16 protein-coding genes, 7 tRNA genes and 1 pseudogene are annotated in these 20,532 nt (G+C 36.7%); 14 read left to right on the forward strand and 10 right to left on the reverse strand.

Annotation, left to right across the window (positions count from 1 at the left end; genetic code table 11):
- The first annotated feature begins 38 nt into the window (after positions 1-38).
- The 7 genes from GHI93_RS11735 to GHI93_RS11765 all read left to right on the forward strand — a co-directional run bounded on the left by GHI93_RS11735 (position 39) and on the right by GHI93_RS11765 (position 1,369).
- Positions 39-111 (forward strand) — tRNA-Val (locus GHI93_RS11735).
- A gap of 32 nt (positions 112-143) precedes the next feature.
- Positions 144-224, forward strand: a tRNA-Tyr gene (locus GHI93_RS11740).
- Between the two features lie 7 nt (positions 225-231).
- A tRNA-Trp gene (locus GHI93_RS11745) sits at positions 232-302 on the forward strand.
- A 12-nt stretch (positions 303-314) separates the two neighbouring features.
- Positions 315-387: transfer RNA gene (locus tag GHI93_RS11750), tRNA-His, on the forward strand.
- Positions 388-393: 6 nt separating this feature from the next.
- A tRNA-Gln gene (locus tag GHI93_RS11755) sits at positions 394-465 on the forward strand.
- A gap of 5 nt (positions 466-470) precedes the next feature.
- Positions 471-554 (forward strand) — tRNA-Leu (locus GHI93_RS11760).
- A gap of 398 nt (positions 555-952) precedes the next feature.
- Positions 953-1,369 carry a hypothetical protein gene (locus GHI93_RS11765; RefSeq protein ID WP_153497213.1) on the forward strand — a complete coding sequence of 139 codons (417 nt, stop codon included), beginning with the start codon at positions 953-955 and terminating at the stop codon, positions 1,367-1,369.
- A gap of 55 nt (positions 1,370-1,424) precedes the next feature.
- Here the strand turns inward: GHI93_RS11765 and GHI93_RS11770 are convergent, their stop codons facing one another.
- Entirely contained in the window at positions 1,425-4,043 is a 2,619-nt protein-coding gene (locus GHI93_RS11770) for a cation-translocating P-type ATPase (protein WP_153497214.1), read from the reverse strand.
- Positions 4,044-4,169: 126 nt separating this feature from the next.
- On the opposite strand from GHI93_RS11770, the gene GHI93_RS11775 reads away from it, so the two are divergent.
- From GHI93_RS11775 to GHI93_RS11795, 5 genes are all read left to right on the forward strand, one after another.
- Positions 4,170-4,658, forward strand: a complete 489-nt coding sequence (locus tag GHI93_RS11775; protein ID WP_153497215.1) for a DUF536 domain-containing protein — start codon at positions 4,170-4,172, stop codon at positions 4,656-4,658.
- A gap of 301 nt (positions 4,659-4,959) precedes the next feature.
- Positions 4,960-5,973 carry a type I glyceraldehyde-3-phosphate dehydrogenase gene (gene gap / locus GHI93_RS11780; RefSeq protein WP_153497216.1) on the forward strand — a complete coding sequence of 338 codons (1,014 nt, stop codon included), beginning with the start codon at positions 4,960-4,962 and terminating at the stop codon, positions 5,971-5,973.
- A gap of 241 nt (positions 5,974-6,214) precedes the next feature.
- Positions 6,215-6,520, forward strand: coding sequence for a hypothetical protein (locus GHI93_RS11785; protein WP_153497217.1), 306 nt, complete (start codon positions 6,215-6,217; stop codon positions 6,518-6,520).
- Between the two features lie 157 nt (positions 6,521-6,677).
- Positions 6,678-8,699, forward strand: coding sequence for an ATP-dependent DNA helicase RecG (gene recG, locus GHI93_RS11790; protein ID WP_153497218.1), 2,022 nt, complete (start codon positions 6,678-6,680; stop codon positions 8,697-8,699).
- A gap of 140 nt (positions 8,700-8,839) precedes the next feature.
- Positions 8,840-8,925: transfer RNA gene (locus GHI93_RS11795), tRNA-Leu, on the forward strand.
- A 221-nt stretch (positions 8,926-9,146) separates the two neighbouring features.
- Here the strand turns inward: GHI93_RS11795 and GHI93_RS11800 are convergent.
- Positions 9,147-9,899, reverse strand: coding sequence for an SDR family NAD(P)-dependent oxidoreductase (locus GHI93_RS11800; protein WP_153497219.1), 753 nt, complete (start codon positions 9,897-9,899; stop codon positions 9,147-9,149).
- A 176-nt stretch (positions 9,900-10,075) separates the two neighbouring features.
- Here GHI93_RS11800 and GHI93_RS11805 point away from each other — a divergent pair, with 176 nt between their 5' ends.
- Positions 10,076-10,645: a TetR family transcriptional regulator gene (locus GHI93_RS11805; protein ID WP_153497220.1), complete on the forward strand. Its 570-nt coding sequence runs from the start codon at positions 10,076-10,078 to the stop codon at positions 10,643-10,645.
- A gap of 8 nt (positions 10,646-10,653) precedes the next feature.
- Here the strand turns inward: GHI93_RS11805 and GHI93_RS11810 are convergent, their stop codons facing one another.
- From GHI93_RS11810 to mnmE, 4 genes are all read right to left on the reverse strand, one after another.
- On the reverse strand, positions 10,654-10,911 hold the full coding sequence (locus tag GHI93_RS11810; RefSeq protein WP_153497221.1) for a metal-sensitive transcriptional regulator: 258 nt from the start codon (positions 10,909-10,911) through the stop codon (positions 10,654-10,656).
- Between the two features lie 27 nt (positions 10,912-10,938).
- Positions 10,939-12,585: an FAD-dependent oxidoreductase gene (locus tag GHI93_RS11815; RefSeq protein ID WP_153497222.1), complete on the reverse strand. Its 1,647-nt coding sequence runs from the start codon at positions 12,583-12,585 to the stop codon at positions 10,939-10,941.
- Positions 12,586-12,687: 102 nt separating this feature from the next.
- On the reverse strand, positions 12,688-12,975 hold the full coding sequence (locus GHI93_RS11820) for a rhodanese-like domain-containing protein (RefSeq protein WP_153497223.1): 288 nt from the start codon (positions 12,973-12,975) through the stop codon (positions 12,688-12,690).
- 102 nt (positions 12,976-13,077) lie between these two features.
- Complete coding sequence (gene mnmE, locus GHI93_RS11825) at positions 13,078-14,445, reverse strand: tRNA uridine-5-carboxymethylaminomethyl(34) synthesis GTPase MnmE (protein ID WP_153497224.1); 1,368 nt, start codon at positions 14,443-14,445, stop codon at positions 13,078-13,080.
- Positions 14,446-14,770: 325 nt separating this feature from the next.
- On the opposite strand from mnmE, the gene GHI93_RS11830 reads away from it, so the two are divergent.
- Positions 14,771-15,577, forward strand: coding sequence for a hypothetical protein (locus GHI93_RS11830; RefSeq protein ID WP_153497225.1), 807 nt, complete (start codon positions 14,771-14,773; stop codon positions 15,575-15,577).
- A 198-nt stretch (positions 15,578-15,775) separates the two neighbouring features.
- Here GHI93_RS11830 and GHI93_RS11835 read toward each other — a convergent pair whose 3' ends face one another.
- The 4 genes and pseudogenes from GHI93_RS11835 to GHI93_RS11850 form a co-directional block, all read right to left on the reverse strand.
- On the reverse strand, positions 15,776-16,966 hold the full coding sequence (locus GHI93_RS11835; protein ID WP_153497226.1) for a tyrosine-type recombinase/integrase: 1,191 nt from the start codon (positions 16,964-16,966) through the stop codon (positions 15,776-15,778).
- A gap of 358 nt (positions 16,967-17,324) precedes the next feature.
- A complete protein-coding gene (locus GHI93_RS11840; RefSeq protein WP_153497227.1) occupies positions 17,325-18,551 on the reverse strand; it encodes a restriction endonuclease subunit S in 1,227 nt (408 codons plus the stop codon).
- A gap of 817 nt (positions 18,552-19,368) precedes the next feature.
- Positions 19,369-19,710 carry a hypothetical protein gene (locus tag GHI93_RS11845; protein ID WP_153497228.1) on the reverse strand — a complete coding sequence of 114 codons (342 nt, stop codon included), beginning with the start codon at positions 19,708-19,710 and terminating at the stop codon, positions 19,369-19,371.
- Between the two features lie 714 nt (positions 19,711-20,424).
- A pseudogene (locus GHI93_RS11850) lies at positions 20,425-20,532 on the reverse strand (IS982 family transposase); the annotation flags it as partial.

Below are 20,532 nucleotides of genomic sequence, written 5' to 3' on the forward strand. Positions count from 1 at the left end.
GTCGCCCCCTGCAAGATAGGGTCGGTGCTAAGTCACTTGGGAGTTTAGCTCAGCTGGGAGAGCATCTGCCTTACAAGCAGAGGGTCAGCGGTTCGATCCCGTTAACTCCCATTAGGTTGTTCAACCTAATAAATTAAATATTTGGAAGGGTAGCGAAGAGGCTAAACGCGGCGGACTGTAAATCCGCTCCTTCGGGTTCGGAGGTTCGAATCCTCTCCCTTCCATAGTTGTACGGGCATCGTATAAAGGTAGTACAAAGGTCTCCAAAACCTTTAGTGTGGGTTCAATTCCTACTGCCCGTGTTTAAAGTTATGGCGGATGTGGTGAAGTGGTTAACACATCGGTTTGTGGTACCGACATGCGTGGGTTCGATTCCCATCATCCGCCTACTTTTGGGATATAGCCAAGCGGTAAGGCAAGGGACTTTGACTCCCTCATGCGCTAGTTCGAATCTAGCTATCCCAGTCTGCGCCGAAGTGGCGGAATAGGCAGACGCGCCAGACTCAAAATCTGGTGATGGCAACATCGTGCCGGTTCGACCCCGGCCTTCGGCATACTTGGGGTAAGAAGTTAAGAGTGTATCCCTTAAAAAGATATTCAATTGGATATCTTTTTTTATTTATTTAATGATGAAAAGAAAGATTGTGTTCTTCATGAATATTTTTTGTTTAGTTTTTTTTGACGAATGAATATTTTTTATTACTTAAAATTTTAGAGAAAGTGTGAGCGAGTCCTTTTTATAATGCTTATTTCTGTGCTGTTTATTTGGTTTTGGTGATACTGTATTTTAGAGTTTGGATTTTTTTATTTCTAAGATTTATGATCTTTTTTATTTTAATTTGAGGGATTAAGAGTAAATGACTTGTTTTTTAGGTGTATTTTAAAAGGTTCGTGGTATAATGTAACCTATAAAATTATTAATGAATGGTTCATAAATTTTTTTGAGGTTAAAATGATGAAAAAAATATCTAAATTTACCACACTTCTTATTGCATTTGTTCTTCTGGTTTTATTGACTGCGATTTACATTTTTATGTGGCTTTTTTTTGGCGAAACAGCGGGACAATCTACTTTGTTTGCACTTTTAAAATCCGTTGATTGGCCTTATTTTGGTGTGATTTTTGGGTCCACCACGGTGTATTTTTTATTGCTGGATCTTTTGAGTGTTTTTCTTGTAAAACACTTGCGCAAAGGTACGCTGAGCGGAAATTTTTGGACGCGTTATCGTCGGGTACATTTAACATATCTTCTTTTGACGATTTTTCTTACAATTGCGATATCTGCTCCTTCGAGTTTAATGAATACTTTTACGGCGATTGTTTCTATCAGTGTTTTGGTTTCCAATTTTACAAAACCTGTGGATAAGTGAAAGAAAAAAGTGATCGCAATGCGGGATCACTTTTTTGTGTCAGAAAACCTTGAGGTTAGCTGATGAATTTTTTATTGTTTTTGTTTAAGATGAGTTTGTAGATTTCGATGCTGACGATGCTGACTGCTGAGAGGCTGATGGCAATCAACCAGTGGATTGGAGTAAGTGAGACAACGCCAAGAATTGTCATCAAAAACGGGATATGGGTAAAGAGAAGGGTGATGATTAATGAAAGAAGTGTGGTGATGAGGATTAAATTATTTTTTGAATTTTTGGTGCTAAAAATTGAGTGGTTACTTCTTGCATTATAGACGTTTATGGTTGATGCTAGGGTGAGAATGGTGAAGGCCATTGTTTGTCCTAAAATATGGCTGGGTGCTTGTCCTTGGATTTCTACAAATCTTCCAATTGAAAATCCGATGAGTGAAATCATGATAAAACTTGTTGAACAAACAATGATACGTTTATTGACTCCACGTGAGAAGAGACTTTCATTAACGCCAATCGGTGCTTGGCTCATAATGTCCTTATCTGCTTTTTCGCGTGAGAGTCCAAATCCTGGAATTCCATCAGCGAGGACATTAATATACAGCAGTTGAATTCCTGTGAACGGTAATCCCCAGCCAATGATCGCACCAATGAGCATGATCAAGATCTCTGCGATATTTGCGGATAAAAGGTAATAAATTGTCTTTTTGATGTTGGCATAAACACGTCTTCCTTCTTTGATAGCGGCTACGATTGTTGCAAAATTATCATCGGTCAAAATAATATCTGACGCTGATTTTGAAACTTCTGTTCCTGCGATACCCATCGCTGTGCCTACATCTGCAGCTCTTAATGACGGAGCATCATTGACACCATCACCAGTCATTGCAACGATTTGATTTTCTTTTTGCCACGCTTTTACGATTCTGAGCTTGTCTTCGGGGCTGACACGAGCATAGACGGTAATGTGTTTGAGATTTTTTTGTAATTCATCTTCTGTCAGTGCTGACAGCGTGATGCCATCAACGACTTGATCGCCTTCACGATAAATATCAAGTGTTTTTGCGATGGCTTTTGCTGTCAATGCGTGATCACCTGTGATCATTAGTGGTTTGATGCCCGCAGCCCTTGCTTCAGCAACGGCAGTTTTGGATTCTGGACGTGGGGGATCAATCATTCCGATGATGCCTAGGAAGGTTTGGTCTTGTTCAATTTCTGTCAGTACTGACGGAAGTTCATCCACGTGCTTATAGGATAAGGCAAGAACGCGAAGTGCTTGATCTGCAAATTGGTCGTGGATATTCTTTGCATCAGCATCATTTGAAACAATCCGATCAAATGCACCTTTGGTCAGAACAAGATATTTTCCTTCTTTTGAATGATTGTCAGTAATGACAACCGACATTTTTTTGCGTGTCGAATCAAAAGGAAGCTCAGCAATACGTTTTGGAAAAAGTTCTGGTTGATAAAGGTCATGATCAATCAAAAAATGGATGATGGCTGCTTCTGTGGGATCTCCGTGAACATGCCATTTCTGACTTTCAAAATGCGCAGTAGCGTTTGATGATAGGGCAAAATAGTGGAGCATTTGAATTTCATCAGAAGTTAATTGACCTGAAGTCCATATTTTTTCTGATTTCAACCAGAGTTTTTGGATGGTCATTTTGTTTTGAGTTAATGTGCCTGTTTTATCAGAAGCAATCACTGTCGCATTTCCAAGCGTTTCAACAGATGGAATATTTCTGATAATCGCATTTTTTCTAGCCATATTTTCAACACCGTAAATCAAACTTAGTGTGACAATAACGGGTAAAGTTTCTGGGACTGCAGCAATGCCAAGGACTACAGCGGTCATTAAATTATCAATAAGCGCAATGTCGTTCATGAAATAATTGACACAAAAAATGACTGCACCTGCAAGAAATGCGATGATGGTTAAGCGTTTTGCCAATCGATCAATCCGTTTTTGAAGCGGCGTTTTAGTCTTGATTTGCGATTCTAGTAGGTTTGCAATTTGGCCCATTTGAGATTGATTTCCGACGGCAACAACGATGCCCTGTGCTGTTCCGTTTAAAACATTTGTTCCAGAAAAAACCATATGTAATTGATCGCCTAGAGGAACTCTGTCAGTAATGACAGCTTGAGCGTCTTTGCTGATGGGCTCAGATTCGCCTGTAAGCGCTGATTCATCAATCTGTAAGGCATTTGCACTCAGAAGTCTTACATCCGCTCCTACTTGCATTCCTGCGCTTAATTCGATGAGATCTCCGCAAACCAAGTCTTGAGAGGCAATGTTTTGTTTTTTCCCGTCACGGATGACAGTAGAGGTGGGAGAAGCCATTTTTTTAAGCGCAGTAAGTGCTGTTTCTGCACGATTTTCCTGAAGAATCGCAACGGTAATATTAATCAAAACAATTAATAATACAACAACAGTTTTAGTAAAATTTTGATCGTTGATCCATGCCAGGTAGAAAGATAAAATTGCGACAAAAAGAAGCACAAGATTCATCATTTCTAATAAATGTTCTTTTATTTTGTGTCCCAGTGTTTCCTTTTTTTGTTCAGAGTAAGTATTGTTTCCCCACTTTTCTTGGGCCAATGAAATCTGATCATTTTCTAATCCATTTTTCAGATGTGACTGATAATATTTTATGATATTTTCGATGGAATCTGTAATATAATTCATAAATCAACTCCTTTCTTTTTATAATTTAATTATAATATTTTTCTCATTTTTATTAGAATGATATACGTGAACTCATTTTTTAAAAAATGCTACAAAAATCGCAGAAAATATGATATTATAGACATTATGGAAACAAAAACAGTTAGTGAGTTAGCAGAACTCTTTGGTGTCACGCGACAAGCGATGAACAAACGTGTGAAAACGCTTGATGATGAATATGTTGAAAAAAATGAGAAAAATGTTACTGTTGTGAATTTATCTGGAATACACGCACTTGAGCATCTCTATGGAAAAATAGTGACTGCAAAAGCAGAAGTTGTCGAATCACATGAAGTTGCTGTCAAAGCAGATGATAGCGCGGTTTTTGAGATGCTTTCAAGTTTTATGAAGGACAAAAATACAGAGATTGATCGGTTGCAGCAACAATTAAAAACAAAAGATGAGCAACTCTCAACAAAAGACGCGCAAATTGCACAAAAAGATTTGCAAATTAAAAAGCAGCAAGAGTTGATGGAAAAAGCTTTGACAGATCAAAAAAATTTTTTGACGGAGCTTCAAAAAGAGATGATTCCTGAAAAAAATAAAGGTTTCTTTTCCAGATTATTTGGAAAATAAAAGAAATGCTTCTTTAAAAAAGGAATTTTTTTATTTTAAACTAAAGTTTTTGAAAATTAATCTTAAAATCTTTAAAAAAGGTGGTGGAATCATGAAGTCAGCATTTCTTGATAAAAAAATGTAATCATTTTCATTTTGTTTATACTGCTGTATCCGCTTTACGAGTGGATTTTTGAATAATTTTCCCTTGCAATAATTTCAAAAAGTGATAAAATAATAAATGTAAGTTAAATAATTAACTTAGTCAATTTAAAGCGATGTGCTTTATAAAATCTAAAATCCTATAAGGAGGAAACTACTCATGGTAGTTAAAGTTGGTATTAACGGTTTCGGACGTATCGGTCGTCTTGCTTTGCGTCGTATCGAAAATGTTGAAGGTGTAGAAGTTGCTGCAATTAACGATCTTACAGATCCAGCAATGCTTGCTCACTTGTTGAAATATGATTCAACTCAAGGTAAATTCGACGGTACTGTTGAAGTTGCTGAAGGTGGATTCAACGTTAACGGTAAATTCATCCGTGTTACTCAAGAACGCGATCCTGAACAAATCGACTGGGCTTCAGCTGGTGTAGAAATCGTTCTTGAAGCAACTGGTTTCTTCGCTTCTAAAGCTGCTGCTGAAAAACACTTGCACGCTAATGGCGGAGCTAAGAAAGTTGTTATCACAGCACCTGGCGGAAACGACGTTAAAACTATCGTTTTCAACACTAACCACACTGAACTTGATGGTACTGAAACAGTAATTTCTGGTGCTTCATGTACAACAAACTGTCTTGCTCCAATGGCTGATGCTTTGAACAAAGCATTCGGTATTGAAGTTGGTACAATGACTACAATCCACAGTTACACTGGTGACCAAATGCTCCTTGACGGCCCACACCGTAAAGGTGACTTCCGTCGCGCACGTGCAGCTGCTGAAAACATCGTTCCTAACTCAACTGGTGCTGCTAAAGCAATCGGTCTTGTTATCCCTGAATTGAACGGTAAACTTCAAGGTCACGCTCAACGTGTTCCATCACCAACAGGATCATTGACTGAACTTGTTTCAATCCTTGACAAAAAAGTAACTGTTGATGAAGTTAATGCAGCAATGAAAGCAGCAGAAAACGAATCATTCGGTTACAATGCTGACCAAATCGTTTCACGTGACATCATCGGTGAAAGCCACGGTTCAATCTTTGACCCAACTCAAACTGAAGTTACAACTGCTGGAGATTTCCAACTTGTTAAAACAGTTGCTTGGTACGATAATGAAATGTCATACACTTCACAACTTGTTCGTACACTTGAATATTTCGCTTCAATCGCAAAATAATTTGTGTCAAATGAGAAAACATCGAAATGAAAACATTTTGATGTTTTTTTATTCTCTATTTCTATGATTTTTTTAGTGATTCATTTGTTGATCAGTGTTTGATTTATTGAATTTGAAGGAGAATTTGGGAGATTTTTTTTGATGTGCAAAAAATAATGAACGAAGAATTGAAAAAAATCTGCTTTTAATTGTCTTTTTACGCGTTTCATATTATAATATATGAGATGAGAAAGGGCTTACGATGCAAATTATTGAAGAAGGTGAACAAGCATTTTATAAAAAAATAGATTGTTATAGTAGAATAAGAAATATTCGGAAAGAAGATCAATTAATGCTTTTTCGTGCGAAAGAAAAAATTCAGAATGGTGAAAATTGGCGCGAAACTTTGATGGATTTGTTGGTTAAAATGAATGCAGAAGCGATGGCGTTAAAACTTTCACCAGGTTTGAGAGAATTTTATAGTTTACTTTATAATAATCGCGAAGAGATTGAGAGTTTAGAGCGAAATATTAAAGGATCAATGACCATGCTGATGATTTTTGATTGAAAATGTTTAAAAAATGATCAAATCTTTCTTTTTCCCTCAAAGTGCGCGAGGGTTTTTTAAAGCTGAATGTTTGGACGTGCTAAAAGGAGAAAAGTAAAAGTTCTCTTTTTTCTTTTCTTTTTATCCCATTTGCGTGGACAACTGGTATAATTAATGTATGAACTTAGAAGATAATATTCAATTTTTGGTCGGTGTTGGTCCGAAATCAGCTGAAAATTTCAACAAATTAGGAATTTTCACATTACAGGATTTATTGCTTTATTTTCCTTTTCGTTATGAAGATTTTGCAAGTCGGAGTGTTTTTGACCTCCTTGATGGGGAGAAAGCGACGATTTCAGGAACAGTCGTAACACCTGCAAATGTTCAGTATTTTGGGGCGCGAAAAAATCGATTGACATTTAAAATTAAACAAGGAGAAGCGGTTGTTGGCATTAGTTTTTTTAATCAACCTTATTTAGCTGATCGAGTTGAAGTGGGTAAAGAAATTGCGGTGTATGGGAAATGGGAATTAAAAAAGCAGCAATTGATTGGACTTAAAATGATTGTCAGTACTGACAAAAATGAAAATGAGCTGGGATATGAGCCAGTGTATCATCTTGTTGCTGGTTTGAAACAGGCAGCGTTGGTTAAAGCGATTCAGCAAGTGATAGAAGAAGGGCTGTGTGAGCAGTTAAAAGAAAATTTGCCGGACTCCCTGATGAAAAAATATCGTTTGATGCGTCGCAATGCAGCAGTGCGTGCAATGCATTTTCCAAAGGATATGAACGAGCATAAGCAAGCGCTCAGACGTGTGAAGTTTGAAGAATTATTCTTCTTTCAGATGAAGCTTCAAGCGCTGAAAAATAAAGAAAAAACAGGCAAAACTGGAGTACAAATTAATTTTAAGGACTCAGAAGTCTCAGAAAAAAGGGCAACTCTTCCCTATGAATTGACGCAAGCACAGCTGTCAGCACTGACAGAAATTTTGTCAGACATGAAAAGTCCATTTCACATGAATCGTCTGCTGCAAGGAGACGTAGGATCTGGCAAGACAATTGTTGCAAGTCTTGCCATGTATGCCGCGTGCTTAGCGAATTATCAAGCAGCGATTATGGTTCCAACAGAGATTTTAGCACGACAACACGTCACAAATTTGCGACAACTTTTTCCTGAATTGAACATCGCTTTACTTGTGAGTGGTTTAAAGGTTGCACAAAAGCGACAAGTGCTTGAAGACATTGAAAAAGGACGCACGCATATGATTGTTGGCACACATGCTTTAATTCAAAGCGATGTAGAATATTACAGATTAGGCTTGGTTGTGACGGATGAGCAACATCGTTTTGGGGTGAATCAACGGAAGCGCTTTCGCGAAAAAGGGCAAAATCCTGATGTTTTGATGATGACCGCAACTCCGATTCCAAGAACGCTTGCGATTACAGCGTTTGGGGATATGGAAGTTTCAGTGATTGATGAACTTCCAAAAGGGCGCCAGCCGATTACAACACGCTGGGTCAAACATGAACAATTTTCAGAAGTACTCAAATGGATCAAAAGTGAATGTGAACAAAATGCACAAGTCTATTTCATTTCGCCTTTAATTGAAGAGTCAGAAGTGCTTGATTTAAAAAATGCCGTCGCTTTATATGAAGAACTTACAAGTTATTTTGGATCCTCTGTCCACATTGGTTTGTTGCACGGAAAAATGAAAACGGATGAAAAAGATCACGTGATGCAAGAGTTTAAGGCGCAGAAAATAGATATTCTAGTTTCCACTACAGTGATTGAAGTCGGCGTTGATGTGCCCAATGCGACGATTATGGTAATTATGGATGCGGATCGTTTTGGACTCTCTCAGCTTCATCAGCTTCGCGGTCGTGTTGGTCGGGGGAGCAAAAAATCCTATACGATCCTTGTGGCCAATCCAAAATCAGACAGTGCAAAACAACGGATGAAAATCATGACACAAACTCAAAACGGTTTTAAATTAGCAGAAGAAGATCTAAAAATGCGTGGTTCAGGTGAGATTTTTGGGGTGCGTCAATCTGGAATTCCAGAATTTTCAGTTGCTGATTTGGTTGTTGATTATAATATTTTGGAAGTTGCACGTAAAGAAGCGATTGAAATTTTTAAGACCGCTGATCAGCCAGAACACAAAAAATTAATTGCTCAGATTGAAATTGAAGGTGGTTTTGATTAAAGTAATGAGTGTGAAAAAAACAAGACGGCGATTAGAAAATCAGGAAGTTTTTTCGACTGCTTTAAGATTCATCTGATTTAATATTAACTTTTGCTTGACGAACAGGACTTGAAGTGATATACTATTTAAGTACTGTTTTTGCGGTGGTGGCGGAATTGGCAGACGCGCAGGATTAAGGATCCTGTGGCCGCTTTAGGCTGTAAGGGTTCAAGTCCCTTCCACCGCATCTTATAAAACATCTTGTTAGAAAACAGGATGTTTTTCTTTTCTTGTGAGCGTGTCCGAATCCTGTGTTTTCAAGTTTCTTATGCTCATTCAGAAGTTATAAGGTGGCTATTAAAGTTGTAATTGTTAGTTTTTGGAAATCAAAAAAATTGTTTTCATATTTTCATTATCACAAAAGTGACTTTAAAAAATGTGTAACTTTTGATATTAGTAATGCTTAGTTTAAAAGTTGATATACTCACTCAAGAGCTGTTTTGCGCGCGTGGCATTATATTTTTCATCAGATAATTTAACCACCATCCCGTATTGATCAAAAAATTGACCTGTGAGCCCTTGGTACTGTGCGGAGGTAATTAAAGGTTTGGCGATGGAAACGTCTTGATTTTTGAGTGTTTGTGTCCAAGGCATAAGATCTGATTTAACATCTCCTGCAAAGAGAGCGTTGACTGTGATGGCAGTTGGATTTAATTCTTCAGCTAACCACTTCACAAGCAACGTTTTATGGGTTAAAAGCCACAACCCACGCTGCAGCAGTGTTTCTTGATGCTCAGAAATCACTCCGCACTGAATTGCTTTGGGCTGTCCTGTAATGATGAAGATTTGAGCATTTTTACTTTTTGATAAGGCGGGTAAAAGGGCATGTGTCAGCTGATAGTGGCTTCGTAAATTAACTTCAATGTTCTCTTTTTTGGTTTGTGGAAAAACTCCTGCACTATGAATTAGAACATCCAATTGATCATGCGTGTCGTCAAATATTTTTGCTACATTTTGGAGCGCTTTTTGATCAGATAAATCAGCTAACAAGTAGGAAATCTTGTGATTTCCTGTCAAATTTTGAATTTCTAAAGTTGCATGTTGTGCTTTTTTTTCGTTTCGTCCAACGAGAATAATTTCACTTCCGTCAATGCTTGCGAGATTTTTTGCGATGGCTTTTCCCACACCAGAAGTGCCTCCTGTAATCATGATTGTTTTCATTTGAAAATTTCCTTTTGTATGAGTTGTTTTTTAGGCACTTGTCCTAACTCAATTTCCATGTTACAATACTTTTGGAGGAGAAAATAGTCTCATTTTTTCTCTTTTGTCCATAAATGTACAGAAATAAAAAAATGTCCATCCTTGTGAAAAATTGAAAGAATGATCGGAGTGTTGTAATGAAGTATGATCCAACTCAAAAAGTCCATCGCGGACAAGAACGTGTGTTAAAAAATATCTCTCAGACATTTTTGGATTTGCTTCAAACAAAGGCTTTTGAGCAGATTTCCGTCCGACTCATTTGTGAACAATCAAATTATCCTCGCTCGACATTTTATAATTATTTTTCAGATAAATACGATTTATTAGATTATATTTGGTCCACTTTTGCAGATGAAATCATTCAAGAAAATCGTCCTTTTACTGCGTCTTTAGAGGATTTGTATGACCATTTTGATCGAATTTATGATCTCATTTTATCTCATCTTTCTTCTGTCAAAGCGGTGATTAAATCTAATACTTTGGATGGTTATGTGCAAAGCAGTGCTAGAAATTATTTACGTCGATTGTCCTCTCAGCTCATCTCAAAACATGATGTTCCCAAAACAGAGCTTCCGATGGAGTTGCTTTCAGAACACTGTTTATCTATTCTTTTATCCGTTTGTGAATGGATTTTTATAAAAAATCATGCGCTCACAAAAACTCAAGCACATGAAATGATTCGGAAATTATATGGATATGGAGCATAAGCTCTTTTTTATTTTTTGATAATCATTTGAATGGCTTGATTGATTTTTTCTTCTTTTTCAAGCTCACTTTCATGAGAAGACAGACAAGTTTTGAGATTTTCTGCGACAATCAAACCGATCAGATTATCAAGTCCTGAGCGCGCTGCAGTAAGTTGTGTAACGACAGTGAAGCAGTCTTTATTTTCTTCCATCATCCGAATGACAGCGTGGAGTTGACCGTCTGCTCTTTTGAGACGATTCATCATTTTTTTATCGTAATTTTCCATTGTTATGTTAGTTGACTCTTTCTAAGGTTAAGCAAGTAATTCCGTGCTCATTTTGGAGTAAAGACCATAGGCACCATCAAGGTTTTGAACAATAAATCCTGCAGCTTTTAAGATTCTTTCGGCCTGATAAGAGCGTAAACCAGATTGACAACTAACGATATACGCTTGATTTTGATTAAGTTCATGAAGACGTTGGCGGAGTTCATCTAGTGGGATGTTGATGGCATTTTTAAAGGCACCTTTTTTGATTTCGCTTGGATTTCTGACATCTAAAATCTGCTTTTTATTTGCGATTGCTTGAGCGAGTTCATGCCATTGAAGATTATCAGATAGTCCCATCGAAAGATTCATTGCAGCATAGCCGATCATGTTGACGGGATCTTTTGCTGATCCAAAAGGCGGGGCATAAGAGAGCTCAAGCTCAGGGAGATCAAATATCGTAAGTCCTGCTTTTATCGCAGTTGAAAGCACATCAATGCGTTTATCCACGCCACTTTTTCCAACAGCTTGAGCGCCAAATATTTCTCCTGTTTCAGGATTGAAAATGAGTTTTAAAAGCATGGCGTGATGATTTGGATAATATCCTGCATGATCATTGGCTGTAATGTGGATGACTTTGTGATGTAGGCCAAGGTTTTGGACGGTTTTCTCAGATAATCCTGTTGAAGCTGCAACGGAATTAAACGCACGCACAATTGCAGTTCCAATGCTTCCCTTATTCTTTAGCGGCAATCCAGAGAGGACATCAGCAACTTGACGTCCTTGGCGATTTGCTGGACTTGCAAGTGAAATCAGACTATCTTGATTTGAGATTTGATTGTTGACAACAATGGCATCTCCTACTGCAAAAATATCTTGAATCGAAGTTTCGTAATTTTCGTCAACAAGAATTGCGTCGTGTAAACCTAGGGCTACACCAGCGCGTTTAGCAAGAGGAGTCTCAGGCTGAATTCCAGTGGAGAGGAGGATCAAATCAGAAGAAATTTCGTTTTTATCGTCCAGATAAACACGATCTTTTGAAACGTTCACAACAGAATGTCCAAGTACGAGGGTTAAGCCGTTATTTTCCAACTCTGTTTGAACATCTATCGCCATCTCAGGATCTAGTGTGGGAAGAATGTGATTGGAGCGCTCAATTATCGTTACTTTGATGCCTCTTTTTTCGAGATTTTCTGCCATTTCAATACCAATGAATCCTGCACCTAAAATGACAGCGGATTTGACTTTGTGCGTGTTCAGATAGGCTGTGATTTGATCTGCATCAGGGATATTTCTCAGTGTAAACGCATTTTCAGCTTCTTTTAATCCTTCAATCTTTGGAATCACGGGTTTTGCACCAGTGGATAGGATTAATTGATCATATTTTTCAGTGTAAACTTTTTTGTCAGTACTGACAAGAATTTCATGGGAGTTTGGTCTAATTTCGATGACTTCTGAGTTCTCACGAATATCAAGATTGAAGCGCTTTTTGAGTGCTTCTGAGTGTTGAACAATGAGTTTTTCGCGTTGGTCAATTTCTCCGCCAATATAATAAGGGAGTCCGCAGTTTGCAAAAGAAACATAAGGTCCTTTTTCAAATACGATAATTTCTGCATCTTCTTGTAAACGGCGTAAACGGGTCGCAGCAGACATGCCACCAGCAACACCACCAATAATGAGATATTTTTTTGACATTGAATCGTTTCCTCTCTTTTATTTTCTGTCAGTACTGACAGAAATGAATCAATAGTGTCAATTTGATTGACAAGCGTGTCAACCTTTGATGCGTCTCCCTATTTATTGCTCTAAGGGAAGATCCCACGCACTTGTGCCGCCAATCACATTGATGACTTCAATGTGTTGTGAAGCGAGGTAATCACATGCGGTCATTGAGCGATGTCCAGATTGACAAATGAGATAACTTCCAGGGGTGATTTCTTGAAAACGTGCTTCAAGTTCACTCAGTGGAATATTTTTTGCAGTGGGGACATGCCCCATGTTGTATTCAAAATTTTCTCGCACGTCAATGATGCAGGAGTCATTTTTTATTGCTGTTTTAAGTGCTGTAATGCTGACAGATTTCATTTTTTTCTCCAGATTAAGTATGATGATTAAATTATATACCTATATGGGTATATAGTCAAATATTTTAGATGAAAAAAAGCGTTGTTTAACGCTTTTGTGTTTTTATTTTCCTAAGCAGAATTGTGAGAAAAGTTGAGTGATTAGCTCATCAGGTGCAGCTTCGCCTGTAATTTCACCCAAAATCTGCCAGCAGCGCGTGATATCGACCTGCACCAAATCAACAGGAAGACCAGCCGCTAAGCCTGCATTTGCCTCTGTCAGTGCTGCTAGCGCTTTTTCTACAAGTCCAATATGACGTGCGTTGGACAATACTGTAGCGTCTTTTGCATCCATACTTCCAGCAAAAAAGAGGGCGTTAATTTTTTCTTCAACAGCGTCAAGATTCTCGTTGTTCAAAGCGGAAATTCGGATGAAACCTTCAGGTAACTGATTCCATTCAATTTTTTCGGGAAGGTCTGTTTTGTTGAGTAAAATGATGCGATGACTTGATGTAGAAAGTTTTAGAAGTTCCACATCTTTTTTTGTCAGTGCTGACGAAGCATCTAAAACCAGCAAAATCAAATCGGCTTCTTTCAAAGTTTTGACAGAGCGTTCAACACCTATTTTTTCGACAATATCCTCGGTCTCACGAATACCAGCAGTGTCAATCAGCTCAAGAGGGACACCACCGATATTTGCAAATTCAGTGATAACATCACGTGTTGTCCCAGCAATATCGGTCACAATCGCTTTTTCTTCTCTCAAAAGTTGATTGAGCAGGCTTGATTTTCCAACGTTTGGCCGACCAATGATTGCTGTTTTCAAACCCTCACGTAAAATTTTTCCTCGCTTTGCAGTAGCCAGTAGATGAGTTAAAAGCGCTTGGAAATGAGCTGTTTTTTCAATGAGCATCTGCGATGTCATTGTTTCAACATCGTCGTATTCAGGATAGTCAATATTGACCTCAACTTGTGCCAAAGCTTCCAAAATTTCTTGTCGAATCGAGTTGATCAGTACTGACAGACTTCCGTTGAGCTGTTTTACAGCAATATTTGCCGCCTTATCTGTTTTCGCTCGAATTAAATCCATCACAGATTCTGCTTGTGCTAAATCCATCCGACCATTTAAAAACGCGCGTTTTGTAAATTCCCCAGGCTCAGCAAGCCGTGCTCCGTGTCGGAGAAGGACTTGTAAGATTTCTTGTGTCACAGCAATACCACCATGGGTATTTATTTCGACAATATCCTCACGAGTAAAGGTCTTTGGCGCACGCATCACTGAAACCATCACTTCATCAAGAAGCGTATCCTGATCAAAAACATGACCATAGTTGATCGTGTGAGAGGCTACCTCCTCTAAATTTTTTCCTCTAAAAACTTCTCCAGCAATTTTTAATGCGTTAGCGCCAGAAAGTCGAACAATAGAAATCGCTCCCTCACCAAGAGGAGTAGAGATGGCTGCAATCGTATCAAATTCTTGTGTTAATGTCATAAGATGTCTTTCTATAATCAATCCTAAACCAAAGGATTTTTAATATTTTATGAATCAAATCATGCCCAAACTCAATAGGGCTCGCTGACATGAATGCTAAAAAAATATTATTTAAAGCATTTTTTGCATTTCACGTCCATGCAAAATAATTATAGCATATTTTTCAACAGAAGGGCTGGTATTCTTCTTATTACCAGTATTTTTTTAAGCTAATAAATAAGTCAAAAGGATTCAAATTGTGTTATAATAAAAAAGTCTAAAACATACAAAAACTCCTATTTTTAGGACTGGTGAACGAAAAAATAAAAAGAAGGCTCAAAAGAATATGACTATCGAACAACTTATTGAACAAGTCTCAAAATCAAATGATAATACCGATATGGATGTATTAACGCATTACTCAATTGATGATTTGGATAAATCATCAATTGATGACTTTCGTCGAAGAGTAGAGGGAAATCCCAAATTTGAACATTATGAAAAATTATCTTCAGCAGAATTTCTCGAAGAAGTTGGGGTGATTGCAATCAATCGAAATACAGGAACAAAAGGGGTAACGATTGGGGGATTATTATTTTTAGGAAAGCATCTTGCTATTCTTCAAACATTTCCTCATTTTCAAATGGATTTATTTGACAGAAGATCACAAGAACGCTGGCGCACAAGAATTTCCACATTTACGGATCATTTGAACGTTTATCAATTTTTTATTTTGAGTTACAATTATCTCAAAAGTGTTCCTGATAATGGATTTATTGTTGACGAATATCCACTTCAAGTTGAAGTGGATGAATTGTTGAAATTAATTTTGCGTGAAGCTTTGTTAAATTTAATCATGCACACGGATTATTTTTCACCAGAACATGAAATGATTAATATTTCGTGGCATGATTTTGAATTTATCAATGCTGGGATGATGAAAATTCCAGTTGAAAATTTCTTTACAACTGAGGAGTCAAAAGCTGGAAATGTAATGATTGCAAGACTTTTGAAACTAATAGGGTTTGGTGAATGTGCAGGAACTGGTGGGGAAGAGATTTTTAATGCTGCAAAAATCAGTAAAATTCAACTTCCTTCGATTGAAACGGATGCCAAACGTACGATTTTAAGAATTTCAAATAAAAAAAGCTGAAATCCATTTTACTGTAATTTTGAAATTTATGAGTGATCAAACGCTGACGTGAGCTAGCGTTTTTTTGATTTTTGTATCTAAAAGGATATGTTATAATAAAGTGATGAAAAAAATAAAGCTGAGAATCCTTATAAATAGGACTTCCTTAACATTATATTCATTATTTTTAACGCAATTTGTTACGTTCGTCCAAAAAAATCATAATGCTTTTAAGATATTGCTGAACTTTTCAGCAGTGTCTTTTTTCTTATCTTTGGCAAGATGGCTGTATGTATTCATTGTGATCGCATAGTCCGCATGACCCAATCTAATTTGAATCTCTTTAGGATTTACGTCATTATTCATCAATAAACTGGCATGCGTATGACGGAAACCATGAAAGCCAATGTTAGGAACACAAGCACTCGCGAAGTGTTTTGTTAAGATTTGAATTTCCCTTGCATACGTATAGTTATGATTCTCATAAGAAAAAATCAAAGTATCCACAAGACTAAGCGTTCTTTTATTCTGAACTTTCTTCCAGTTTTTTAAAAGGGTTGATGTGTTACTATCCAAAGAGACAATACGATTACTTTCTCTCGTTTTAGCACTTTTTTGTATCTTGTCACGCTCTGTTAATGTTTGTACGATTGTTTTATTTATGATAACCGTCTGTTCATTAAAATCAATGTCATACCAAGAGAGTGCCAAAGCCTCCCCAACTCTTAAACCAGTGGCAATCAAGAAGCGATATAAGGTAGTTCGTCTCACATTGTCAGGCGTTAGCTCTAAAGTATCAAGATAACATAAAAACTTTTTTAACTCACTGTTATCAAAATATTTTATCTTCTTAATGGCACGAGTTTTTAATTTTGGTGGAAATACTTTAAGCGCTGGATTGTCAGTAATAGCACCTAATTGCATACCGTAATCAAGAATTCTTTTAATAAGATTGAGTAGTAGTTTATAATCTTTACACTTTCCCCGCTCACGTTTACCATTGATTATTTTAGCCGTATTAGCATTTTTAGCCCACTTATTGACAATTTCTTGTAATAACATTGGCGTTATTCTATCCACCCGATATACACCAAGCTCAGGTAATAGATAGACCTTTAAATAATTATTTGTTACACGTATGCTATTGGATTTAACAGTAAGCTTATAACTCTCAAACCATGATAGTGCTAACTTATCAAAGGTATTAAAGATGACCTTTTCTCTTGCAATTGTTGACCCATTACTGATAAAATTGTTTATAGCTTGATGTGCTTTAGTCTCACACATCTTCCTACTTTTGGCAGTTACACTTGAACGTACTTGCTTACCTGTTAGACTGTCAACACCAAGATATACATTAATGCGGTACACCTTTGTGCCGTCTTTTTTTGTAATTTCTTTTATTTTCATATTCTTCTTTTCCTGTTCTATTGTCAGGCAAGGCATTGAGAGGACTGAAGACACGAAAGAAAGTTAACCAGTTAATTTATTTAATTAAATTATATCTAACTTAGTATATTTTAAGGTAACAAGAGTAACAAAGTATTATAAACCTATATAAATAAGGGGTTTAAGGTGTTACCGTTCTAAAAAAGAATAGTAACAGTAAGGTATCAAGGGTAACAACTATATAAGAGATGAGATATAGAAAATGATAGATAAACAGATCCATAGAGCCTTTTGTTTGGTATAACTACTGACAGAATGGCATTCAGCTTTTAACGTGGTTCAGGTTTGCACGTATTGGGGTTATTATCTAATATAGTCCCTAAACGAACATCTTTTGTAAAAAGCCTTTTTTCTGTTCTTTGAGCAGATCTAGCTTACGTTGATGAAGATCGATAGTCTCGTCTAACTGTTTGAAGAATGACCCGATTTTTTGTTGTTCTTCAAATACTGGTAAATAAACTTTTATTTTATAAAAATCTTTATGGTTTAAATCTGGAATTGTAGAAGTACCTGCTCGTATTAAGATTTCTTTTTGTATAGGTATTGATGTTAGTAAGAAATATAAAAATAATTTTGATATTTTTTTGGGATCATAATCTATCTTAAAAAAATTATTATGAAATGCTCCTTTTGTGTTAGTAACTACTTTCCCTGTGTTTCCTGTTCGTGTCATTAAAATATCATTTGTATTAGCGATTACATTTTTTGAAGGATTTTCAATATAATATTTTTTTGTATTGTTATGATTTAAAAATTCATTAGTAATGTAAAATTCTTTATTTGGTCCAGCTTCTGTAAATCTATCAGATATAGCTATTTGTAGTCCCTGTGACAATTTAGTGAAGTCTGAAAACTTACGCTCTTCCCAAGCGTCAACAAACCCCGCAAATCGCAATTCAGGAACTTTGGCCCCATTTTTAGGGAACATTTTTTGCAAGTAGCCTTTTTTCTGCTCTTTCAATAAATCTAACTTACGTTGATGAAGATCGATAATGTTGTCAATTTCCTTGAAAAAATTACCAATCTGTTGTTGCTCAGTTAGTGTTGGCAACGAAATTGGCTGTTTACTTAATTCCGTTTGATTGATGCTTGCTTGGCTGACTGCGGGATTCGCGTGCGAAACTGCCCAATTTTTCATTGGCATCGTGTTTAGTCTCTGAAATAAAAATTCCGAATCAACGCCATTGCGCATTTGGAATCGCAAGAGATTAATTCCGTGATAAATCCCCGTCGTATCAACTAAAGCCACCTTTCCAATGTGACTCAATGAGTTGATATTGCTGTAAAGAATATCGCCCAAATTTAGAAGATACTTCTGGTCTGGTTTCTCATTCGTGAATCCTAACCTCGCAACATTCAACATTCCTTGCGAAATACTTTCGATGCGTGTAAGTCTATATTTGCCATCTTGAAGTGTTGCGTCACCCGTGACTCCACTTGATATACTAACCGCATCACCCAACTTACGCTCTCCCCAATCATCCGTGAATCCTTTAAATCGCAATTCTGGAACTTTCTTTTTAACTGAATCATCTATTTTCGCCATAGTCCCCACCATTTTCTTTGTTTTTCTTGTTCTTCTATCCTTTTTTGGTCTTTGATTTGTTCCTGCAAATTTTCCAACTTCTCTTTTTTCTTACATTTTACAATAAATACAGGAAATTAAAAAACTTCGCAACAGAATCGGTAGTTTAATAAAAAATGTAATGAGTATGTTGTTATTTTCTAATTTGAAAACCAATACAAAAAAGGTGTAAGATGAAAGTATAATGATTTTGAGATGTCATTACTTTCAAGTATAAAGTTACTCTTTGGAGTGGCTTTTTGTTTAGTTTAAGATTTATTAGCTACACTGTATTTATTCCAAAAATAAACTTTTCATGAAGTTTTGCATTAAGCGTCCTATTTCAAACTAGGGCGCTTTTTTTATTTTCAGGATTAAACCATTATCGAGTGAATTGTGATAATGTATCCGACAATTATGACTGTGCTTAGGGAGGAACGGATCGTTACTACCTAGCAAGTCGCGAATCACGACCCCCCTTAGGACAACCACGAAAATTTCGTTTTTGCCACTTGTGGCAGAAAGCTATACCGACATCACGTCGGGTGTGAACAAGCGTACCTGAAGGTACACCCATAACAATTTGAACCACCGTAGTTACAACTACGCAGAAAGCTGGCATTTGAAATGACAACATACAAAATTTACATGTAGTTATTCCCCATAAGAGTGGGGAAATCATCAAACCGTCAACCATTCCGCAACCAAATGACAACCACAAAAAAATACTTGCTAATTGTTGGCAATTGTTGGCAGAAAATCAACTTGTTGCTGGGTTATGGTTAGGTCACTTAAAGGTTTAAAATAAAGATAGAATCAATACCCATATAAATAGCACTACAAGTAAGGCTACGACAATAAACCAAATGGCTCTACCTATTGGGGAGTTAGGGTTGATAGACCAACCAATACCAAACCTTCTTGGTATAAATAAAGAGGTTTTATCATATTCATATAGCTCTTTATAGACGAAAGATGAACTTATAGATGCTATGATACAAAACAAAATTAAAATCGCTGCCATAAAAGTCGCTACATGTTGGTTTAGGTTAAGCAGAGCCATCAACAGTATTATAGAAAGTATAGCTACTAAAGAAATCCATGAGATAATGTCATAAATTTTTGTTTTTGATTGTTTCATTTTTATCTCCTAAGAGTTTAAATAACTCTTTTTTGCCACTTGTGGCAAAAACCTATACCGACATCACGTCGGGTGTGGGGTAACTTTGAGGGGTAACCTCCGTACCTGAAAGTACGCTGGTGAAATCTTCATCTCAATGATACCTTGACAAACAGGCGTACCTATAGGTACACCAATAATAATTTTAACAGGGTAACTTCAAAGTGCCCTTGTTAACTGTTGGCAAATGTTTGCAGAAATTGACTTGGGAAGTCGTAACATTTTACTGTTTTTAGTCAGTTAAATCATATAAATTAGCTTAAAAAGTGATTTACGCGTGATTATTTTTGACAAATATATGATGGACTGTTATAATTTAGTTAATCGATTTGAGTCCTGCATGTCACGGCTCACTGGAAAAACTCTTAAATGGTTTATCAGTCACTTTGTTGACTGTTTTTTATTTTTATGAAGTTGTTAGAATGGATAATCATTTCTTTTAACTGACTAAATATCTTACCGTCGGACTTTAAACTTAATATAAAATTTACAACCTTAATTCTAAAACGGTTGTTAAGCCGTCCCTGTTTTCCCACAGCGTAAACCAGATATAAATTTAACGGTGTGAAGTGAAATAAATAATTGCGCAACAAAATGATGTCGTTTATCCTATTTTTTGTTTGAGCATTGGTACCATTTTCTAAAAATATATAACCTACCCGAATTGCTAGTTGATTATTTAGCCATGACTTGATACCCGATAGAATATCTTAAAGTCTCTGGTTCCAGTGATTTAGCTGATTTTAACAGTAAAGAATACGCTAAAAGTATCATCTCTAATTT

This window comes from Lactococcus hircilactis (assembly GCF_009601015.1).
In the GTDB taxonomy this organism is placed as follows: domain Bacteria; phylum Bacillota; class Bacilli; order Lactobacillales; family Streptococcaceae; genus Lactococcus; species Lactococcus hircilactis.

Bases quoted from the DNA above. Each gene is read 5' to 3' on its own strand.
- GHI93_RS11765 (WP_153497213.1), top strand. From the start codon at position 953: ATGATGAAAAAAATATCTAAATTTACCACACTTCTTATTGCATTTGTT.
- GHI93_RS11770 (WP_153497214.1), bottom strand. From the start codon at position 4,043: ATGAATTATATTACAGATTCCATCGAAAATATCATAAAATATTATCAG.
- GHI93_RS11775 (WP_153497215.1), top strand. From the start codon at position 4,170: ATGGAAACAAAAACAGTTAGTGAGTTAGCAGAACTCTTTGGTGTCACG.
- gap (WP_153497216.1), top strand. From the start codon at position 4,960: ATGGTAGTTAAAGTTGGTATTAACGGTTTCGGACGTATCGGTCGTCTT.
- GHI93_RS11785 (WP_153497217.1), top strand. From the start codon at position 6,215: ATGCAAATTATTGAAGAAGGTGAACAAGCATTTTATAAAAAAATAGAT.
- recG (WP_153497218.1), top strand. From the start codon at position 6,678: ATGAACTTAGAAGATAATATTCAATTTTTGGTCGGTGTTGGTCCGAAA.
- GHI93_RS11800 (WP_153497219.1), bottom strand. From the start codon at position 9,899: ATGAAAACAATCATGATTACAGGAGGCACTTCTGGTGTGGGAAAAGCC.
- GHI93_RS11805 (WP_153497220.1), top strand. From the start codon at position 10,076: ATGAAGTATGATCCAACTCAAAAAGTCCATCGCGGACAAGAACGTGTG.
- GHI93_RS11810 (WP_153497221.1), bottom strand. From the start codon at position 10,911: ATGGAAAATTACGATAAAAAAATGATGAATCGTCTCAAAAGAGCAGAC.
- GHI93_RS11815 (WP_153497222.1), bottom strand. From the start codon at position 12,585: ATGTCAAAAAAATATCTCATTATTGGTGGTGTTGCTGGTGGCATGTCT.
- GHI93_RS11820 (WP_153497223.1), bottom strand. From the start codon at position 12,975: ATGAAATCTGTCAGCATTACAGCACTTAAAACAGCAATAAAAAATGAC.
- mnmE (WP_153497224.1), bottom strand. From the start codon at position 14,445: ATGACATTAACACAAGAATTTGATACGATTGCAGCCATCTCTACTCCT.
- GHI93_RS11830 (WP_153497225.1), top strand. From the start codon at position 14,771: ATGACTATCGAACAACTTATTGAACAAGTCTCAAAATCAAATGATAAT.
- GHI93_RS11835 (WP_153497226.1), bottom strand. From the start codon at position 16,966: ATGAAAATAAAAGAAATTACAAAAAAAGACGGCACAAAGGTGTACCGC.
- GHI93_RS11840 (WP_153497227.1), bottom strand. From the start codon at position 18,551: ATGGCGAAAATAGATGATTCAGTTAAAAAGAAAGTTCCAGAATTGCGA.
- GHI93_RS11845 (WP_153497228.1), bottom strand. From the start codon at position 19,710: ATGAAACAATCAAAAACAAAAATTTATGACATTATCTCATGGATTTCT.